This window comes from Streptomyces sp. RKAG293 (genome assembly GCF_023701745.1).
Classification (GTDB): domain Bacteria; phylum Actinomycetota; class Actinomycetes; order Streptomycetales; family Streptomycetaceae; genus Actinacidiphila.
Map to the genome: position 1 here is coordinate 7,433,938 of NZ_JAJOZB010000001.1, position 17,072 is coordinate 7,451,009.

General features: G+C 70.3%; 13 protein-coding genes. 4 read left to right on the plus strand and 9 right to left on the minus strand.

Going from position 1 to position 17,072, the window contains the following annotated elements:
- Positions 1-54 precede the first annotated feature (54 nt).
- Positions 55-2,196, plus strand: a complete 2,142-nt coding sequence (locus LNW72_RS33010; RefSeq protein WP_250978712.1) for a hypothetical protein — start codon at positions 55-57, stop codon at positions 2,194-2,196.
- 118 nt (positions 2,197-2,314) lie between these two features.
- On the opposite strand, the gene LNW72_RS33015 is transcribed toward LNW72_RS33010, so the two are convergent.
- The 8 genes from LNW72_RS33015 to LNW72_RS33060 form a co-directional block, all read right to left on the minus strand.
- Positions 2,315-3,121, minus strand: a complete 807-nt coding sequence (locus LNW72_RS33015; RefSeq protein WP_250978713.1) for a DeoR/GlpR family DNA-binding transcription regulator — start codon at positions 3,119-3,121, stop codon at positions 2,315-2,317.
- A gap of 96 nt (positions 3,122-3,217) precedes the next feature.
- Positions 3,218-6,091, minus strand: a complete 2,874-nt coding sequence (locus tag LNW72_RS41345; protein ID WP_285369852.1) for an AAA family ATPase — start codon at positions 6,089-6,091, stop codon at positions 3,218-3,220.
- Between the two features lie 167 nt (positions 6,092-6,258).
- Positions 6,259-7,209: a carbohydrate kinase family protein gene (locus LNW72_RS33035; protein WP_250978714.1), complete on the minus strand. Its 951-nt coding sequence runs from the start codon at positions 7,207-7,209 to the stop codon at positions 6,259-6,261.
- Complete coding sequence (locus LNW72_RS33040) at positions 7,209-8,531, minus strand: alpha-glucosidase/alpha-galactosidase (RefSeq protein ID WP_250978715.1); 1,323 nt, start codon at positions 8,529-8,531, stop codon at positions 7,209-7,211. Before LNW72_RS33040 ends, LNW72_RS33035 begins: the two co-directional genes overlap by 1 nt.
- 137 nt (positions 8,532-8,668) lie before the next feature.
- On the minus strand, positions 8,669-9,568 hold the full coding sequence (locus LNW72_RS33045) for a sugar isomerase (protein WP_250978716.1): 900 nt from the start codon (positions 9,566-9,568) through the stop codon (positions 8,669-8,671).
- Positions 9,569-9,630: 62 nt separating this feature from the next.
- The gene (locus LNW72_RS33050; protein ID WP_250978717.1) at positions 9,631-10,506 is read right to left on the minus strand and encodes a carbohydrate ABC transporter permease; all 876 of its coding nucleotides are present in this window, start codon (positions 10,504-10,506) and stop codon (positions 9,631-9,633) included.
- A complete protein-coding gene (locus LNW72_RS33055; protein WP_250978718.1) occupies positions 10,506-11,495 on the minus strand; it encodes a carbohydrate ABC transporter permease in 990 nt (329 codons plus the stop codon). The genes LNW72_RS33050 and LNW72_RS33055 overlap by 1 nt, the downstream gene beginning before the upstream one ends.
- A complete protein-coding gene (locus tag LNW72_RS33060) occupies positions 11,495-12,832 on the minus strand; it encodes an ABC transporter substrate-binding protein (RefSeq protein WP_250978719.1) in 1,338 nt (445 codons plus the stop codon). The genes LNW72_RS33055 and LNW72_RS33060 overlap by 1 nt, the downstream gene beginning before the upstream one ends.
- Before the next feature lie 249 nt (positions 12,833-13,081).
- On the opposite strand from LNW72_RS33060, the gene LNW72_RS33065 reads away from it, so the two are divergent.
- Positions 13,082-13,888, plus strand: coding sequence for a DeoR/GlpR family DNA-binding transcription regulator (locus tag LNW72_RS33065; protein ID WP_250978720.1), 807 nt, complete (start codon positions 13,082-13,084; stop codon positions 13,886-13,888).
- A gap of 44 nt (positions 13,889-13,932) precedes the next feature.
- Here LNW72_RS33065 and LNW72_RS33070 read toward each other — a convergent pair whose 3' ends face one another.
- Complete coding sequence (locus tag LNW72_RS33070) at positions 13,933-14,739, minus strand: DeoR/GlpR family DNA-binding transcription regulator (RefSeq protein ID WP_250978721.1); 807 nt, start codon at positions 14,737-14,739, stop codon at positions 13,933-13,935.
- A 364-nt stretch (positions 14,740-15,103) separates the two neighbouring features.
- Between LNW72_RS33070 and LNW72_RS33075 the strand changes: the two genes are divergently transcribed.
- Together LNW72_RS33075 and LNW72_RS33080 are read left to right on the plus strand one after the other, a co-directional pair.
- Entirely contained in the window at positions 15,104-16,381 is a 1,278-nt protein-coding gene (locus LNW72_RS33075) for an ABC transporter substrate-binding protein (protein WP_250978722.1), read from the plus strand.
- A gap of 141 nt (positions 16,382-16,522) precedes the next feature.
- Positions 16,523-16,951, plus strand: coding sequence for an ATP-binding protein (locus tag LNW72_RS33080; protein WP_250978723.1), 429 nt, complete (start codon positions 16,523-16,525; stop codon positions 16,949-16,951).
- The last annotated feature ends 121 nt before the right edge of the window (positions 16,952-17,072 follow it).

Sequence of the window (17,072 nt, forward strand, 5' to 3'; positions counted from 1 at the left end):
GGCCCACGGGAGGTTCCCCGGACGTTCGAAACCATCAAACCGAGAGGAACCGACATGCGTGTGCGACACAGGATCAGCCGTGGGTGGGGCGGGTTAGTCGCGGGGCTGGTCGCCGCAGGGCTCGCAGCCGTCGCCGGAGTACCCGCGGCGGCCGGGCCGGCCGCAGCGGTCGGCGCCCCGGCGGCGGCGACAGACGTTCAACTGGGCTCCTGGATGCAGGGGCTCCGGAGCACCATCGGCGACCGGCCGTTGAACCAGATCGTCATGCCCGGCAGCCATGACGCGGGGACCTGGAGCATCACCAAGAACAGCGGTGTGTGCAGCTACGGGGACCAGGCCAGCCTGGCGCGTAAGTTCCCGTCGATCGCCACGAGCATCTCCAAGAGCCAGAGCGGCAACCTGGTGCAGCAGCTCGACGGCGGTTCCCGGTATCTGGACCTGCGGTTGTGCAAGCAGGGCGACAAGTGGTTCACCTACCACGGCGGACCGATGGGATCCCTTCAGTTCTTCGACACCCAGGGTCCGAACGGCATCGTCAAGGGCGAGGTCGACCAGCTCGCGGACTGGGTCGACCGGCATCCGCAGGAGATCGTCATCATCCGGCTGTCGACGGCCGTGTCGCCGGCCACGGCCGCGGCCGACAACCATGAAGCCGTCGCCCAGCTCGGGGACGCGCTCGGTGGCGGCGCGATCGGGAACCCGGCGATAGCCGACGGATCACTGAGCCCGACCTCCACGTACAACCAGTACGTCGACGCCGGAAAGCACGTCGTCCTGATGGACACCACGGACAGTTCGACCTATCCGTGGGCCTGGGACGACGCGGCGATGACCTACCGCGGAAGCTATGTCCAGGCGGAGACCGCGTGGACGGACTTCGTCAAGGCGATCTTCGACCCGAAACTCCTGGACAAGACGTTCGACGCCGTGCTGAAGCGCGGTGACCGGGTGCTGGACAAGGCGCCGGGTGCCGACGCCGGCAGGTTCTTCGTCCTGCAGGACATCATCGACCCGAGCCTGTCGATCCCGGACCTGGTCTTCCTCCAGGCCCTGGGAACCACGGCCGAGTCGTCCGCGTACCTGCTGTTCCTGGAGGACCAGCTCAACGCCCGTGTCCTGGCGCGGATGCAGGGCGCCTGGAGTTACTCCGGTATCGCGGAGAACATGAACATCGTCATGACCGACGACGTCAACCAGAACGACTCCCGGGTGCACGCGGGCGAGCTGCAGCGAGCGATCATCGCGCTGAACGCTCCGCGGCCGACCCCGCACATGTTCTACAACGCGGCGCGCAACGCCGACGGTTCATGGACCGCCGAGGCGCCGCTGTCCGGTGTCGGTGACGCGTTCCGGTTCGCGGGTGCGCGGGAGTCCGTGGCCGCGATGCCCGACGGCGGTGTTCAGCTGATCGGTACGGGCCTGGACGGCAACATCTACCACAACATCCACCGGGCCGACGGTACGTGGCAGGGCTGGGTCGGGATGGGAGGAGTCGGCAAGCCGAACTTCGGCAGCCCCGACGCCGCCATCACCGGTATGCCGAACGGCGAGGCGCAGACGGTGGCCGTGGGTCTGGACGGCAACGTCTACCACAACATCCGCCGTACGGACGGCTCGTGGCAGGGCTGGCGCGTTCTGGCGGGCGACGGTGGCACCGGTCAGCTCAAGGCCACCCGGGTCGCGGCAGCGGGCATGCCGGACGGGTCCACTCAGGTCCTGGTCTTCGGCAAGGACGGCAGGATGCGGCTGAGCACGCGCGCCGCGAGCGGATCCTGGACCGACTGGTCCATCGTGCGGGGCGTCAACGCACCGGACTTCTCCGGCTCGGCGCTCACGATCGCGGCCCTGCCGAACGGGGACAGCCAGATCGCCGCGATCGGCAATGACGGCAACGTCTGGCACACCATCCACCGGGCCGACGGTGCCTGGCAGGGCTGGGGCGCCCCGCGCGGTGTCACCACCCCGACGATGGGCGCGCACTCGATCGCCCTGACGGGTATGCCCAACGGCGACAGCCAGCTCCTGGCGGTCGGACTCGACGGGAACGTCTACCACACGATCCGCGGCGGCAACGGTGACTGGACGGCCTTCCAGCCGGTGAGCGGCCTCAAGGGAGCCGGAACGTTCCCCGGGGACCAGGTCGGCATCGCCGGTCTGCCCAATGGTTCCAGCCAGGTGGTCCTGACCACCCGCTGAGCGGAGACCGGGACGGCCCGTGACGGCCGGCCCGCACGGTGAACGTCCGGTGGGCGGGCGGTTCCGGGGACTCCGGAGCCACCCGCCCACCGGCGTCGGGGAGAGGAACCCGGTGATGTCAGTGGGCGGGCAGGTCGGCGATGGTGACGGTGATGTCCTGGGCGCGCATGGCGGCGAGTTCCGGCGCCGCCGCGCTGGAGTCGGTGATCAGTTCGTCGACAGCGGAGGCCGGGGCGACGTGCGCGAGCAGATCGCGGCCGATCTTGGTGCCGTCGGCGACGACCACCACCCGGCGGGAGCGTTCGATCATGATCGCGTTGATGTGGGCTTCCGTCGCGTCATGGGTCGACACCCCGTTCCGCGCGCTGATGCCGTCCACGCCGATGAAGGCCGTGTCGATGTTGATGCTTCCCAGCGTGCGTTCGGCCCAGGGGCCGACGAGTTCACAGGACCGGTTGCGGGCGCGGCCGCCGGTGACGACCAGCCGCACCCGTGGCTGCAACGCGAGTTCCATCGCGATGTCCAGTGCGTTCGTCACCACGGTCAGCTCGCTGCGGCTCGCCAGCAGCCGCGCCACCTCACGCGTCGTGGTCCCGCCGTTCACGGCGACCACGCAGGGACCGGACGGCAGTGCGCGCATCGCGGCCCGCGCGATGGCCTGCTTCTGCCCGCGATCCCGGTCGGCGCGGTAGCGCACGGGCAGCTCCACCGAGCCCCCCCGGGCTACGGCTCCGCCGTGCGTACGGGTCAGCAGGCCCTGTTCCTCCAGCGCGGCCAGGTCACGCCGGATCGTCGCCCTGGACACCCCCAGTTCCACGGCGATTCCCGCGATGCTGAAGGAGCCCGTGGCCGCCAGGCGCTCCAGGAGAGTACTGACCCGGTGGGACTGCCGCACAGCGGTGGGCCACGGCGGTCCACTCGTCATCCGTTCCTCCAACAGTTACTTCTGAACGAGCATATGTGCGCATTCACTGTGGAAGAACTAGGGAAAATCCCCAGTCTTGGGCCGGAGGCCAACCGGTCAGTCATTCTCCCAGGGGGCGTCCTGAACCAGGTCGCGCAATTCCCTGCGGTTATGCACGCGTGTTTTCGCGAATACGTTTCGCAGATGGTATTCGATCGTCTTCGCGCTGAGGAAAAGGGCGGCGGCTATTTCGCGATTGGTGTGTCCGCGTCCCACGAGCCGTGCCACCTCGCGCTCGCGGGCGCTGAGATCGTCCAGCGCCGTGCCGTCCTCGCGCGCGGTACCGCCGAGTGCGGCGAGGTCGGCCCGGCACCGGTCGAGGAAGGGCGCGGCACCCAGCGCGGCGAGGATCCGTTCGGCCGAGCGCAGTTGCGCGACCGCCTGTTCCGTCTCGCCGGCGGCCGCCAGGCAGGAGCCGTGGCTCTGCCGCAACAGGGCCGTGTACAGCGGAGCGTCCTGCCGGTCACCGGCCGGGGGCGGGACGGCGGAGTAGCACGCCAGGGCGCCCGGCAGGTCGCCCTCCGCCTGCTGGATCCGCCCGCCCAGCCAGGCCCGCGCGACGGTCAGCGCACCGTTCCGGGGATCGACCGACGCGGGATCCGGGATCAGCAGCGCCAACGCCCGCCGTGCCTCCGCCGGCCGTCCGCAGTTGACGAGAGCCTCCACGTGGAGGGGCTGCCACCAGGCGGAGAACAGCCGGGAGCGTTCGGCGTACGCGGATCCGGTCGTGACGCGGCGCAGCGCGTCGAGCGCACTGTCGTGGTCACCCCGGCAGCGGGCCAGTGCGGCGCGCGCCACGGAGAGGTGGAAGTACGGCCCCTCGTAGTCCAGGCCCCGGGCCTCCTCGACCCCGCGGTCGAGATCCCGCTCGGCATTGCGCCATTCCCCCTGGGCGGCCGCCAGGGTGGAGGCCAGCGAGTAGAGCAGCGCCCGGTCGTAGCTGCGCCCACGGGCCTCCACCATGGTCAGGCCGATCTCCGCGTCGCGTGCCGCCCGCGCCCAGTTTCCCGACATGAAATGGCAGATGCACAGATGGATACGGCTGCTGAGCCCGAGGATCCGCACGCTGTCCGGCCGCGCGCGGGCGATCGCGGTGGTCAGGTCGGCCTCGCACTCGGCGAACCGCCCCGCGGCACCCCGCAGAATTCCGCGGTACACCAGTCCGGGCAGCTCCTCCTCCGGTACCTCGTCAGGTCGTTCGGGAAGGAACGCGAGCGTCGTGAGACCGGCGGCGGCGCCCGACGTCAGAGCCCGCCCGTAGGCCGCGAACCCGCCGGCCGTTCCCGTCAGACCAGGCGGCATGCCGGTGCCGTAGGCGTCGGGCCGCGGCCGGCCGGGTGGAAGGACGGGCAGGGCGGCCGCCGCGTCGAGGGCCGCCCGCGCCGTGCGCTCGGTCTCGGCACCGTCGCCGATCAGTGCGCCGACCGCCGCGAGTTCGGTGTCGATCGCGACCTGGTCCCCGGCCCGCGCGTCCGGCGGCAGGCCGTTCCGCGCCCGGATCAGCAGCGGGCGGGCTCGCACCGGACGGCCCAGGGCGAACTCCAGCAGCGCCCGGGACTCGTCCCGGAGCGGCGACGGGCGGCTCTCCAGCACCTCGGCGCGGTGGCGGAGGAGCTCGGCGTCCATGCCGGCCCAGAAGAGGAGCCGCACCGCGCGGAACAGGAACTCCTCGCCCTCCTGGTCCGCACCCGCCACCTGGGCCGCCCACAGGAGGTGCGTGGCAGCCGCCACCAGCCGGCTCTCGCCGGCCTCCCGGACGCTCAGCTCCCGCAGGCGTTCGGCCAGCGCCGGGTCGGGGCCGTCCGCCGCCGCGACCTGGTGCACCAGGGCCGCCTGCGGGTCCAGTACACCGGCCGCGGCGAGGTGCAGTCGCCGTCGGAGGGCCGGAGCGAGGGAGAGGCGTACCGCCTCCCTCTGCAGGGCGTGCCGGAACGCGACCGGTCCGGCCGGGTCGACGGGGTCCGCCGGCCGGTCGAGGAGGCCCGCACGGACCGGGCCGTCCAACGCGCTCGCGGCGTCCCGCACCCCGGCGACCGAGGCCAGCAGGCGCAGCGGCGTGGCGCCGTCCAGGACGGAGAGCGCCTCGACGAGCTGCCGGCCCGTGGACGGGAGGGCCGTCACCTGGCGCAGCACCGCCGCCGACAGGTCCGCGGGCATCGGGAAGGCGTCGACGGGACCGTCCTCCCAGCTGGGGGGAAGCTCCGCCAGCAGGGTCCGTACGTAGAGGGGGTGCCCCTGGGTGCGGGTGAGCAGGCGTTCGCACGCGTCGGACGACAGGGGACGGCCCCGGACGGCGACCGCCATCCGCGCGATGTCGGCTCCGGAGAACCCTCCCAGGGTCAGACGGCTGAAGGGCTGTACCCCTTCCAGGGCCTGCACCGCCGACTCGTCCCAGTCCGGCGGCCAGTTGCGCACCGCTATGAGGGTGAGCACCCGGTCCCGCCACAGGCGCCGCAGGGCGAAGGCCAGGGACCGCACCGACATCGGATCGGCCCAGTCCGCGTCGTCGACGATCACCGCGAGGGGGCCGTGACGGCGTTCGTCGTCGATCAGCCGCAGGATGTCGGCCCCGGCGTTCAGCGGGGTGCGGTCCGCCGGGGCGCGGGAGGTGGGTCCGGGGGAGCGGGAGACCCCGGCGCTCTGGTCGACCCTGGCGGTGAGCCGGTCCAGCAGGGCGAAGGGCTGGTTCCGTTCCTCCGCGACCGCTGACGCCGTCATCGAGGAGAAATCGGTGGACTCCGCGAGAAAGTGTCGCAGCAGAGTCGTCTTGCCGACCCCCGGCATTCCCTGGAGGACGAGCAGCGAGGGCACACCCTCCCGCGCGTCCGCCGCGGCGGCCCGCAGACGGCGGAGCGCCGTGCGACGCCCGAGGAATTCGGACTGGCTCGCGGACGGAGCGGGGGGCCCGGCGCTGGATTGCGGGACACCCATAGTGCGGACCTTTCGTGTGGCCGCGCCACCGTCACCCTTGAAGAATACGCCCGCCACGATCACCACCGCCGCTCGAGAGCGCTCGGCCGCTTCCCTTCCTCGTCATGGGCGGCGATCGGGATCATTCCCCAGGGGGAGGGTCAGGGTGTCCTTTGCCCTGTGGGGCCTCACATGTCGTGGGCTCCGATCCGCCGCGCACCCGCCTGGGCGCGGGCGGCCGGCCCCGCGGCCTCCGGGCGGCCGGGCTGGGTCGCCGTGCCGCCCGCGGCGCGGGTGGACAGGGCCCCGCAGGCGCAGCCCAGCGCCGCCGCCGCGACGAGGTCGCCGGAGTCCAGCCAGCCGGCGAGGAAACCCGCGTCGAAGCTGTCGCCGGCGCCGACGGTGTCGACGGGGTCGACTTCGGTCCCGCTGACGAGCAGCGGTCCGGCTGAGTCCTGTACCACGGCCCCCCGGCGGCCCAGCTTGACCACGGGGACGGCGCCCGTACCGGCCAGCGCGCTCATGGCACCGAGCACCGTGCCCGCGCCGGTCAGGGCCAGGGCCTCCGCCGCGTTGGGGAGGACGAGGTCGCACGCCCCCAGCAGCCCGGGGGCCAGCTGCCATGAGCCGGCCGGGTCGTAGTTGGTGTCCAGCGAGGTGGAGGCGCCCCCGGCGCGCGCCGCACGGAACAGCGCCGGCAGCCGGCCGGCCAGCGCGGGTTGCAGGAAGTAGGAGGCGGCGTGCACGTGCCGGGCGGCCGGCAGCGTGCGGGGAGCGAAGTGCGGCAGGCAGCCGGGTGCCGTCAGGATGGCCCGGTCCCCGCCGGGCCGGTTGAGGCACACGCTCAGCCCGGTGGGCAGGGACTCATGACGTAGGCAGCCGCTGATGTCCACACCGGCCGACGACAGGACGTCGAGCACGAAGTCGCCCGCCGCGTCCCGCCCGACCATGGCCGCGAGCGCGGTCGACATCCCCAGCCGTGCCGCGCCGTGGGCGACGATCGCGGCCGATCCGCCCAGCGCGAGGACGGCACCGTCGACCAGGATCTCGGCCTGGCCGCCGGGCGGCGTCAGCGGAGCGCCGGTGACCAGGACGTCAGGGTTGGCGTCTCCCACCACCAGCAGGTCCGGGCGCCCCATCAGCCGGCGCCAGGGGAGAGCGCGCCGCGCAGCGCGGGCGGCAGTGCCCCGCCGTGCGCCGCGACCATGTCGTCGCACAGCGCCCAGATCTGAGGGACCGTCAAAGTGGCTGCCGTGGCGGGATCGGACATCGCCGCGTGCCGGATGTGCCGCGGATCCTCCTCGACCGCGGCGGCCACCGTCAGCTCCACCACATTGAGGAAGCTCCGGTTGAGAGCGGCGAGTTGTGGGGGCAGGGCGCCGACGTGGTGCGGATGCACGCCGAGACGGTCCAGCGTCGCCGGAACCTCGACGGCCGCGCCGGTGGGGAGGTTGGTGATCAGTCCGGTGTTGGCCGTGGTCACCTGGATGGTGCGGCGTTCGCCGGTGACGAGGCTGTGGATGACCTGAGGGGCGTACTCGGTGGCATCCTCCTCCTGCGCCGGCTCCGGGTCGCGGCCCGCCGCGAGGCTGTCGCGGACCTGGGCGTACTCGGTGAGATTGGCCGCGCTGGTACGGGTGTAGTGGTCCAGGGGGATGCGGAGCCGCGCGATCTCGCCGTCATCGCGCAGATACCAGGGCACGTACTCCGCGGAATGCTCGCTGGTCTCCGTCGGGAAGTACCCGAGCCGCTGGTACATGTCCATCCGGACGCGCCTGCGCAGCTGCGGATCGAACGCCAGCGCCGCGTCGAGCGCCGGGTGGAGATCGCGGCCCCGGTGCTCCCAGCGCAGGATCCACCCCTGGTGGTTGACGCCGGCGGAGAGGGTGTCGACCTCCTCGTAGGGGACGCCGACGATGCCGCAGAGGTCGCGCACCGTCCAGTACACCGAGTGGCACAGTCCGAGGGCTCTGAGCCGCGGTGCGATCGACGTCAGGTACTGGAGGTTCATCGCCATGGGATTGGTGTAGTTCAGCAGCCACGCCTGCGGGCAGACCGCGGTCATGTCCGCCGCCAGCCCGCGGAGCAGCGGGAAGGTGCGCAGCGCCCGGAAGATGCCGCCGATGCCGAGGGTGTCCCCGATGGTCTGCCGCAGGCCGTAGGAGCGCGGGATGTCGAAGTCGGTCATGGTGGCCGGGTGACCGCCGACGGCGACCATGTTGACCACGACATCCGCGCCCTCCAGAGCCTTCCGGCGGTCGGCGGAAGCGGTGATGACCGGCCGGGCACCGAACTGGCGGGCCGTCAGACGGGCCAGCCCTTCCGCGACGTCCAGCCGGTCCGGGTCGATGTCGTGAAGGGAGAGCTGTACGTCCGACAACTCGGGATAGGACAGGATGTCGCGCAGCAGCTGTCGGGTGAACACGACAGAACCCGCTCCGACGAACGCGATGCGAACCATGGATGTCAGCCCTTCTGAAGAATGGTGATGAGGCGGAGGGCGTCAGCGGTGACCGCGTCGCGGCCGTCCCCGAGGTGGCCGCGCGGGCCCGTCGCCGCGGTGTTGGCGAATGGCATGGATGTCCTTGAGGATCGCGGTCACAGATCCCGGCCGGTGACGGCCGGGGGCAGAATGACGGACCTGGTCAGATGGCGGGGGGCGTCCGGGTTCAGGCCCCGGGCGTGGGCGAGGGCGACGGCGAGCCGCTGTGCTCCGATCAGGGAGGCGAGCGGGTCGAGATCCTGCTCGATCCACATCCCACCCGTCGCGGTGACCTGCGCGGCCAGCCCGGCGGGGGCGGTTCCGAGCATCCAGACCGCCGAGCGCTCATCAGTGACGGCGATGGGTCCGTGCCGGTATTCCATCGCCGGGTAGGACTCGGCCCAGCTCAGTGCCGCCTCGCGCATCTTCAGCGCGGCCTCGGCGGCCAGCCCGACCGTCCACCCGGCGCCCAGGAAGGTGAACTGGGTTCTGCCGGTGACTCCGTCGGGCAGCGGTTGCCGGAGGGCCACCTCCGCGTCGGCGATGGCGGGGAGCACGTCGTCGCCGAGGTGGGCTCGCAGCAGGATCAGCGTCGAGGTCGCGAACCGGGTCTGCACGACGGAGCGCTCGTCGGCGAAGTCCAGGACCAGGGCCTGGCCGGCGGCCGCGACCGCGGGGGAACCGGCGACCGCGGTGATCACCGTGCTCGGCGCGGACACCTGGCCCAACAGGTCGACGACCTCGGTGGTCGTCCCCGAGCGGCACAGGGCCAGACAACGGTCGTACACGCGTCCCCGGGGCAGCTCGGAGGCGGCGAACGCATCCGTCTCCCCGTGCCCCGCCTCCTCACGGAGCCGGGCGTAGGACTGCGCGACGAAGTACGAGGTGCCGCAGCCGACGACCGCGACCCGTTCTCCGCGCCGTGGCAGGCCCGCGGACTCGTCGGGGGCGGGCGCGGCGGCCTGCCGCCAGCAGGCGGGCTGCCCGGCTATCTCGCGCTCGACATGGGTCGTCACGGTGACTCCGTTCGTGGAGGGGGAGGGAGAGGGGAGAGCGGCCGGGCGCGGGGCGGGCGCGGTCAGCCCTTGACGCCGCTGAGGCTCATGGTCTGGACGAACTGCTTCTGCGCGAAGACGAACCCCAGGATCAGCGGTGCGCTGGCCACGACGTTGCAGGCCATCAGTTCCTGCCAGTCGATGTGGTGGGCGCCCTGGAAGTTGAGCAGCCCGAGCTGGATCGTGTAGAGCTGCGGGTCGTTGATCGCGATCAACGGCCAGAGCAGGTCGTTCCACGAGTTCAGCAGGGTGAAGATCGCCAGGGTGGTCAGCGCCGGCCTGGCCAGCGGCAGGACGATCCGTATCAGGACCCCGACCGTCGACAGACCGTCCATCCGCCCGGCCTCCTCCAGTTCCTTCGGCACCGACAGGAAGAACTGCCGCATCAGGAAGACGCCGAAGGCCGAGGTCAGGAAGGGCACGAAGGCCGCGGCGAGGGTGTCGATCAGACCCAGCCGGGAGAACATGAAGTACGTCGGGATCATCAGCATCTGCGTCGGGATCATGATGGTCGACAGCAGCGCCACGAACCCCACGGTGCGGCCGCGGAACGACAGCCGGGCATAGGCGTAGCCGCCCAGTGAGCACAGCACCAGGTGGCTGACGACCGCGATGCCCGAGACGATCATCGAGTTCATGATCCAGCGCGCGACCGGCGCGTCCGTGAACAACCGGGTGTAACCGGCGATGTGCAGCGCCGAGGGGAGGAATCGCGGCGGGTAGCGGTTGATCTCCCCGTTGTCGGTGAACGAGGTGATGAGCATCTGCGCCAGCGGCAGCAGGAACAGCACGGACAGCGGGGCGAGAAGGAGGTGCCAGCCACTGGGGCGGCGCCGGGCTCGCGGGCCGGCGCAGTCGGGGGCCTGTTTCGTTGAGCGGCCGGCGAAGGGCAGCACCATCAGAAGGCCTCTCTCTTGGTGCGCTTGGAGTAGGCGAGCAGGCCGAGCGTCAGGAGCAGCGTGGCGGCGAAGAGGAGATAGGCGATCGCCGAGCCGTAGCCGTAGCGGGAGAGCTGGAACGCCTGGTTGTAAATGAAGTAGACGACGGTCTGCGAGGCGCCGAGCGGGCCGCCTCTGGTGGTGGTGAGGATCAGTTCGAAGATCTGGAGGACCGAGATGGTCTCCCAGACCCCGATGAACAGGGTGACGGGAGCGACGCTCGGCAGGGTGACGTGCCGGAAGATCTGCCGGCGGTTCGCACCGTCGAGGGTGGCGGCCTCGATGATGTCCTTCGGGATGTCCTGCAGCGCGGCGAGGTAGACGATGACGGAGAAGCCCAGATCTCCCCACAGATAGATGAGGGCGATGACCCACATCACCTGGTGCCGGTCGGTGAGAAACCCCTGCGCCGGCAGATGCAGCGCGCGCAGGCCGTTGTCGGCCAGGCCGAACTGCGGGTCGAAGACGAACTTCGCGAGGATGCCGGAGGCCGCGGCGGACATCACGAGCGGAACGAAGATCGCCGTCCGGTAGAACCCGATGAAGCGGATCTTGCGGTTCAGGGCACTGGCGAGGAACAGTCCCAGCAGCAGGGCGACCGGTACGTACAGCACGGTGAACAGCACGGTGTGGTTGACCGCCGACTGCAGGTCCTGGTCGTGCGCCATCGCCTGGTAGTTGGCCCAGCCGACCGGCTTCGGCGGCGTGAACCCGTTCCAGCGCTCACGTGAGATGAGGAAGGACCAGACGGCCGGGAAGAGGGTCAGCGCGGCGATGATCAGCGTCGCCGGCAGAGCGAAGGACCAGCCCGTCAGGCTCGCGACCAGCCGCCGGCGCCGCAGGGTGTGCCGGGGCCCCGGCGGGCCGGGGACAGCGCCGGCGGACTTCGCGCTTCGCGGCCGGCGGGGGCTCACCCGTTCGCGGTCGGGGAGGAGGATGCCGAGTTTCATCAGTCGCCCTGGGACAGTGCGGTGTCGGCTGCGGCGGACGCCTTCCGCAGCGCCTGCTCAGGGTCCCCGCCGCCTTGCAGGACCTGGGCGACGGCCTTGCCCACCACCTGGGACAGGCCGGTGTAGCCCGGCACGGTGGGCCGGCCCGTCGTGGCGTTGCGCAGGTTGTCCACGAAGGTCTGGGCTCCGGGGTACTTGCGGGTGAACTCCTTGAACTCCGCACTGGCGGACTCACTGCTGCGCAGCGGGAGGTTGCCGGTCGCCAGATTGAACTGTGGGTCGATCTCGGCGGAGGTCAGCCACTGGGTGAAGGCGGTGGACCAGTAGGCGCGATCGGCGTCCTGGTGGTCGAACAGGGTCCACAGGTCCGGGCCGGAGATCGTCTGGTGGCTGGTGCCGTCGAACGTCGGCAGGTACGCCACTCCGTAGTCGAGCTTCGCGGCCACGTTGTCGGCCATCTGCCACGGCCCGCTCATGATCATGCCGATCAGGCCGGACTTGAAGAGGTCGGCGTACTTCTGGTCGTCCTGGGAGAGGTACATGGACTTGTCGGTCACCGCCATCTGCTGCAGGAAACCCAGGGCGGAGCCGCCGGCCGGCGACGCGAACGCCGTCTTCTTGCCGTCCGGCGTCAGGACGTTCCCGCCCTTCTGCCACAGCAGCGGCCACAGGTGCCAGGTCGTGTCCTCCGTCCCGGAGACCGAGTAGGCGGTCCCGTACACGTTGCGGGACGGATCGGTCAGCTTCTTGGCGTCGGCCCGGAACTCGTCCCAGGTCCAGTTGTTCTTCGGCTCGGCCAGCCCGGCGGCCGCGAACAGCTTCTTGTTGTAGAGGACGCCGATATTGTCGACCACCGCGGGGAATCCGATGACCTGGCCGTTGGGTGTCGCGGTCTGACGCGCCGCGCCCGGAAACTCATTCCATTCGACGGCGGGATCCGCGACCTGCTTCGTCAGATCGAGGGTTCTTCCGCTCTCCTGGAGCGAGGTGGCCCAACTGCCGAACGTATAGGAGATGTCGGGGTACGTCTTGCTGATGAATGCCGCCGTCAGCTTGGGCAGCAGGTCATCGGTCGTCGGTGCTCCGGTCGACATCTCGATCGTCACGTTTGGATGCAGCTGGTGGAATTTCGCCGCGAGACCTTCGAGTATCTTCTGCGGGCCCAGGTTCTGCCCGGTCCACATGGTGATGGTCACCGGCTTCGTGGCGTCCGGGGCGGCCCCGGACGAGGAGCCCGAACTGCTGCACCCGGCGAGTGTTCCGCAGGCCAGGGCGGTCGCCAGGGCGATCGCACCTCCTGCGCGAAAGCCGGTGGTTCTTGCCGATCCGGTGTCCATGCAATGACCTTCCGAACGATCCGCTGGGCTTGAGCGATGCCTGCTCCCCAAGTGACGACAGTTCTACGTGCGAGCTCGGCGGCAGAGCAATGAAATGCTCGTAACGCGCACGGACGATGCGCGTTTCCGGCGCTCGTGCTCATTTCACCTGGCTCTGCCGTCCATGGGGCCGGATTCACGCACCTTCGCACGTTCCGCATGCGGGAACGTGTGCGTATGCTCGCCGCCACCTGAGTGAAGGAGGTTCCGGTGACCACGCCGAGCAGGAATCCTGAGTCCGCGCACCAATCCGATCGGGTCACCTCGATACTTGACCAACTGGCCGCCAAGGGATCCGTCAGCGTGGACGAGGTCGCCAGGGAATTCTCCGTTTCGCGGGCGACGATCCGGCGGGACCTCCGCACGCTCGACGAACAGAACCTGCTGACCCGGACGCACGGCGGAGCCGTCGCCTGTGACGTCGCCTACGAACTGCCGGTGCGCTACCGGAACACCCGTGGCCGTCAGCAGAAGATGGCCATCGCCCGTGCCGCGGTCCGGACGCTGCCCAGCGGCCCCTACGTCGTTGCCGTATCGGGGGGCACCACCACCAGCGAGGTTGCCCGGCTGCTGGCCTCCCGCACCGAACTGACCGTGGTGACCAACGCGCTGAACATCGCGATGGAGCTGGTGACGCGGCCACGGGTCAAGCTCGTCGTCACCGGCGGTGTGGCGCGCTTGAAGTCCTATGAACTCGTGGGCCCGTGGGCGGAACGGACGCTGGGGGGCATCAACGTCGGCACCGCGTTCGTCGGGGTGGACGGCATCAGCGCGGAGGCCGGCATCTCCACCCACGACGAGATCGAGGCGCACATCAACGCCGTCATGATCAGTCGCGCCCGTCGCGTCGTGGTGGTGGCGGACGGGTCCAAGGTCGGCCGCAAACTGCTCGCGCACGTCGCGGCGCTGACGGCCGTCGACGAGTTGATCACCGACTCCGGCGCGGACCCGGCCGAACTCGACGCCGTCCGGGACCAGGGCGTCAGGGTGACGGTCGCGGACCTCCCCGCCCGCTGACCCGGAACGCGGGTTGCCGTGGTGCGGAGGGCGATCCGCCGTGTTCAGCGCACCGGGGTGTCGGCGATGGTGACGGTGACGTTCCGCGCCCGGATGGCGGCGAGTTCGGTGGCGTCCGCGCCGGAGTCGGTGATCAGTTCGTCGATCGCGGTGACCGGAACCACGTGCGCGAGGAGGTTGCGGCCGATCTTGGATCCGTCGGCGACCACCACCACCCGGCGGGAACGCTCGATCATGACCGCGTTGACCCGCGCCTCGACCTCGTCATGGGTCGACACCCCGTCCCGTGCGCTGATCCCGTCCACGCCGATGAAGGCCGTGCCGATGTTGATGCTCCCGAGCGTGCGCTCGGCCCAGGGGCCGACGAGTTCGCAGGACCGGTTGCGGGCGCGGCCGCCGGTGACGACCAGGCGCACCCGCGGCCGCATCGCGAGTTCCATGGCGATGTTCAGCGCGTTCGTGACCACGGTCAGCTCGGTGCGGGACGCCAGCAGCCGCGCGACCTCCCGCGTCGTGGTCCCGCCGTTCACCGCGACCACGTAGGGGCCGGCCGGCAGCCCGCGCATCGCGGCCCGCGCGATCGCCTGTTTCTGCTGCTGCCCCTGGCTGGTGCGGTAGCGCACCGGGAGTTCGGCCGCGCCCTCCCTGGCGACGGCTCCGCCGTGGGTGCGCGTGAGCAGGTTCTGTTCCTCCAGCGCGGTCAGATCGCGCCTGATCGTCGCCCTGGACACCCCCAGCTCGGCAGCGACCGCCCCGATGCTGACCGAACCCGCCGACGCCAGGCGCGCCAGGATCGCACTCACCCGGCGGGACTGCTGCGCGGCGTTGGGCCAAGGGGAGACGGCTGTCATCCACTCCTCCAACCATTACTCGGTGACTTCTGAAATGAACGCGGGCGTATTTGCCTGCTGCGGCCCGAACGGATTCCTCACGCGGACGCCGGTGCACAAAATAGCCACCGAATTTGCTCCACCACGTGGCCGTCCCGGGGCAAATTGGATATATCGAATCGATCGGCCGCATAGTGTGCAGCGATTTTGTTCATTTGGAGGGTTCCGCGGTCCGAATGCGCGGTGCGCCCATAGAACGGGTCCCAAGCCGAAGGTGCCCGAGCGGGCACGCTTCATCCGGAACGCTCCAGAAGGTCAGCTGATGGACTCCAGATCGGGCAATACCCGGCATTTTGGCAGGAGGGCCCTTCTGGCCCTCGGGACCGTGATCGGGCTGATCGGTGCTTGCGGCTGTTCGAGTGCGGACGCCGGACGCGGCCCCGCCGCACGGGCGGCGGGCCCGGTGGTCATCACCGTCTGGACCGGGCAGGACCCGGGGCCGGAGAAGATCCTCGAAGGGCTGGCCGCGAAGTTCCACGCCCTGCACCCGGACGTCACCATCAGGATGTCGCGCGGTGCCCCGACCACCGACGAGCTGCTGCCCCGGCTGACGGCGGCGTTCGGCGCCGGAACCTACCCCGACATCTCCTACGCGTACGGCAGTTGGGCCTCGGCGTTGCGCCAGAGCGACAAGACCCTCGACCTCACCCGCGAGGTCGCCGACTCGAGGGTGCGGTGGGAGGAGTTCCCGGAAGCCGCCCGGCAGACCGCGTCCCCCGGCAGCCGGGTGATCGGCTTCCCGGCCGTCGTCGACAACATCGGCCTGCTGTGGAACAAGAAGCTGTTCGCCGCGGCCGGCATCCCGTTCCCGACGAACGACTGGACGTGGGAGGACTTCCGGTCCGCCGCGAAGAAGCTCACCGACCCGGTACACCACGTCTTCGGCACGGCCTATCCCGTGTCGGGCTCCGAGGACACCACATGGCACCTGTGGCCGCTGTTCTGGCAGAACGGCGGGAGCGTGCTGTCGGGAGACGAGAAGAGAGCGGTATTCGATTCCGATGCGGGGATTTCGGCGCTCACCTTCCTCCGGTCGATGGCCGTCAAGGACAGATCCGTATACCTCTCGCCCGACGACGAGAAATACATCGAGCTCTTCACCTCCGGTCGGATCGGCATGGTCATGAGCGGTCCGTGGGAGCTGGCGGACGTGCTCCGCGCCGGGCTCGACTACGGGGTGAGCTATCTGCCGTCATTCGGCGACGGAAATCATCAGACGATCTCCGCCCCGGATCTGTGGGCACTCTTCGATCACCAGGACGAGAACCGTTCCCACTGGGCCTTCGAGTTCACCGCATGGCTCACGTCGAGCGCTGTCGACCCCGAGTTCAACCTGGCCGCCGGAAATCTGCCGCTGCGCTCCAGCGAGGCGTCCAGTCCCGAATTCGCTGAGTTCATCCGGAAGTACCCCGGCGCGCGGACCTTCTTCGACAATCTGCAGAACGCCAAGGTAGGCCGCCCTACGGTTCCCGGTTACAAGGGCCTTTCCCAGGCGCTGGGAAATGCGATAGCCCTGACGCTGCGCGGTGGAGCCGATCCGGCCCAGGCGCTCCAGGAGGCGGTCCGGCTGTCGAACATCGCGCTGGCCAAGGGAGACTCCTGACCCCGCCGCCCGGTGTGGATTCGTGGCGTGAGCGGCCGGATTTAGGGTAATTCCCTGGGGTTTGCCTCGGCGGATCGGTGTAAACCGGAAGGTGGAAGGACTTCAGGGTCACCCCCGTGCTGTTCGGATGGGATTCGCCATATGCGTCACCGTCGACCGACTCGCCGTGCCGGCGGCCGACCCACACGCCTGCTCGCCGACCACGGAACCTGGCAGCTCGACCACCGCCCCGAGTCCGCGGGTGACGCCCGGCGGATCGGCCGCCGGTTCCTTCGCGACCTGCACCTCGGTGAGGAGACCGTTCACGTGGCGCTGCTGGCCATCTCCGAATTGGTGACCAACGCGATCGAACACGGGCTGCCGCCCCTGCAACTGCACCTGCGCCACGATCCCACCGCCCGCCAGATCTGGATCGAGGCCACCGACGGCGGACCGGCGCCCCGCACCGGCCCGTGTGCCGCGCCCCGCCACGACGACGAACACGGGCGGGGCCTCACTCTGGTCGCCGCCGTGAGCGAAGCCCACGGCACCCGGGGCACCACCCGCTGGGCGCGCCTGACCACCGGATGATGCCCCGCAGACCGCAGACCGCAGACCGCAGACCGCAGACCGCAGACCGCAGACCGCAGACCCCAGACCGCCGGACGCCGGTATCGGCCCGTCCGGAGGTACGGCCCCCGGGCCGCCGCTG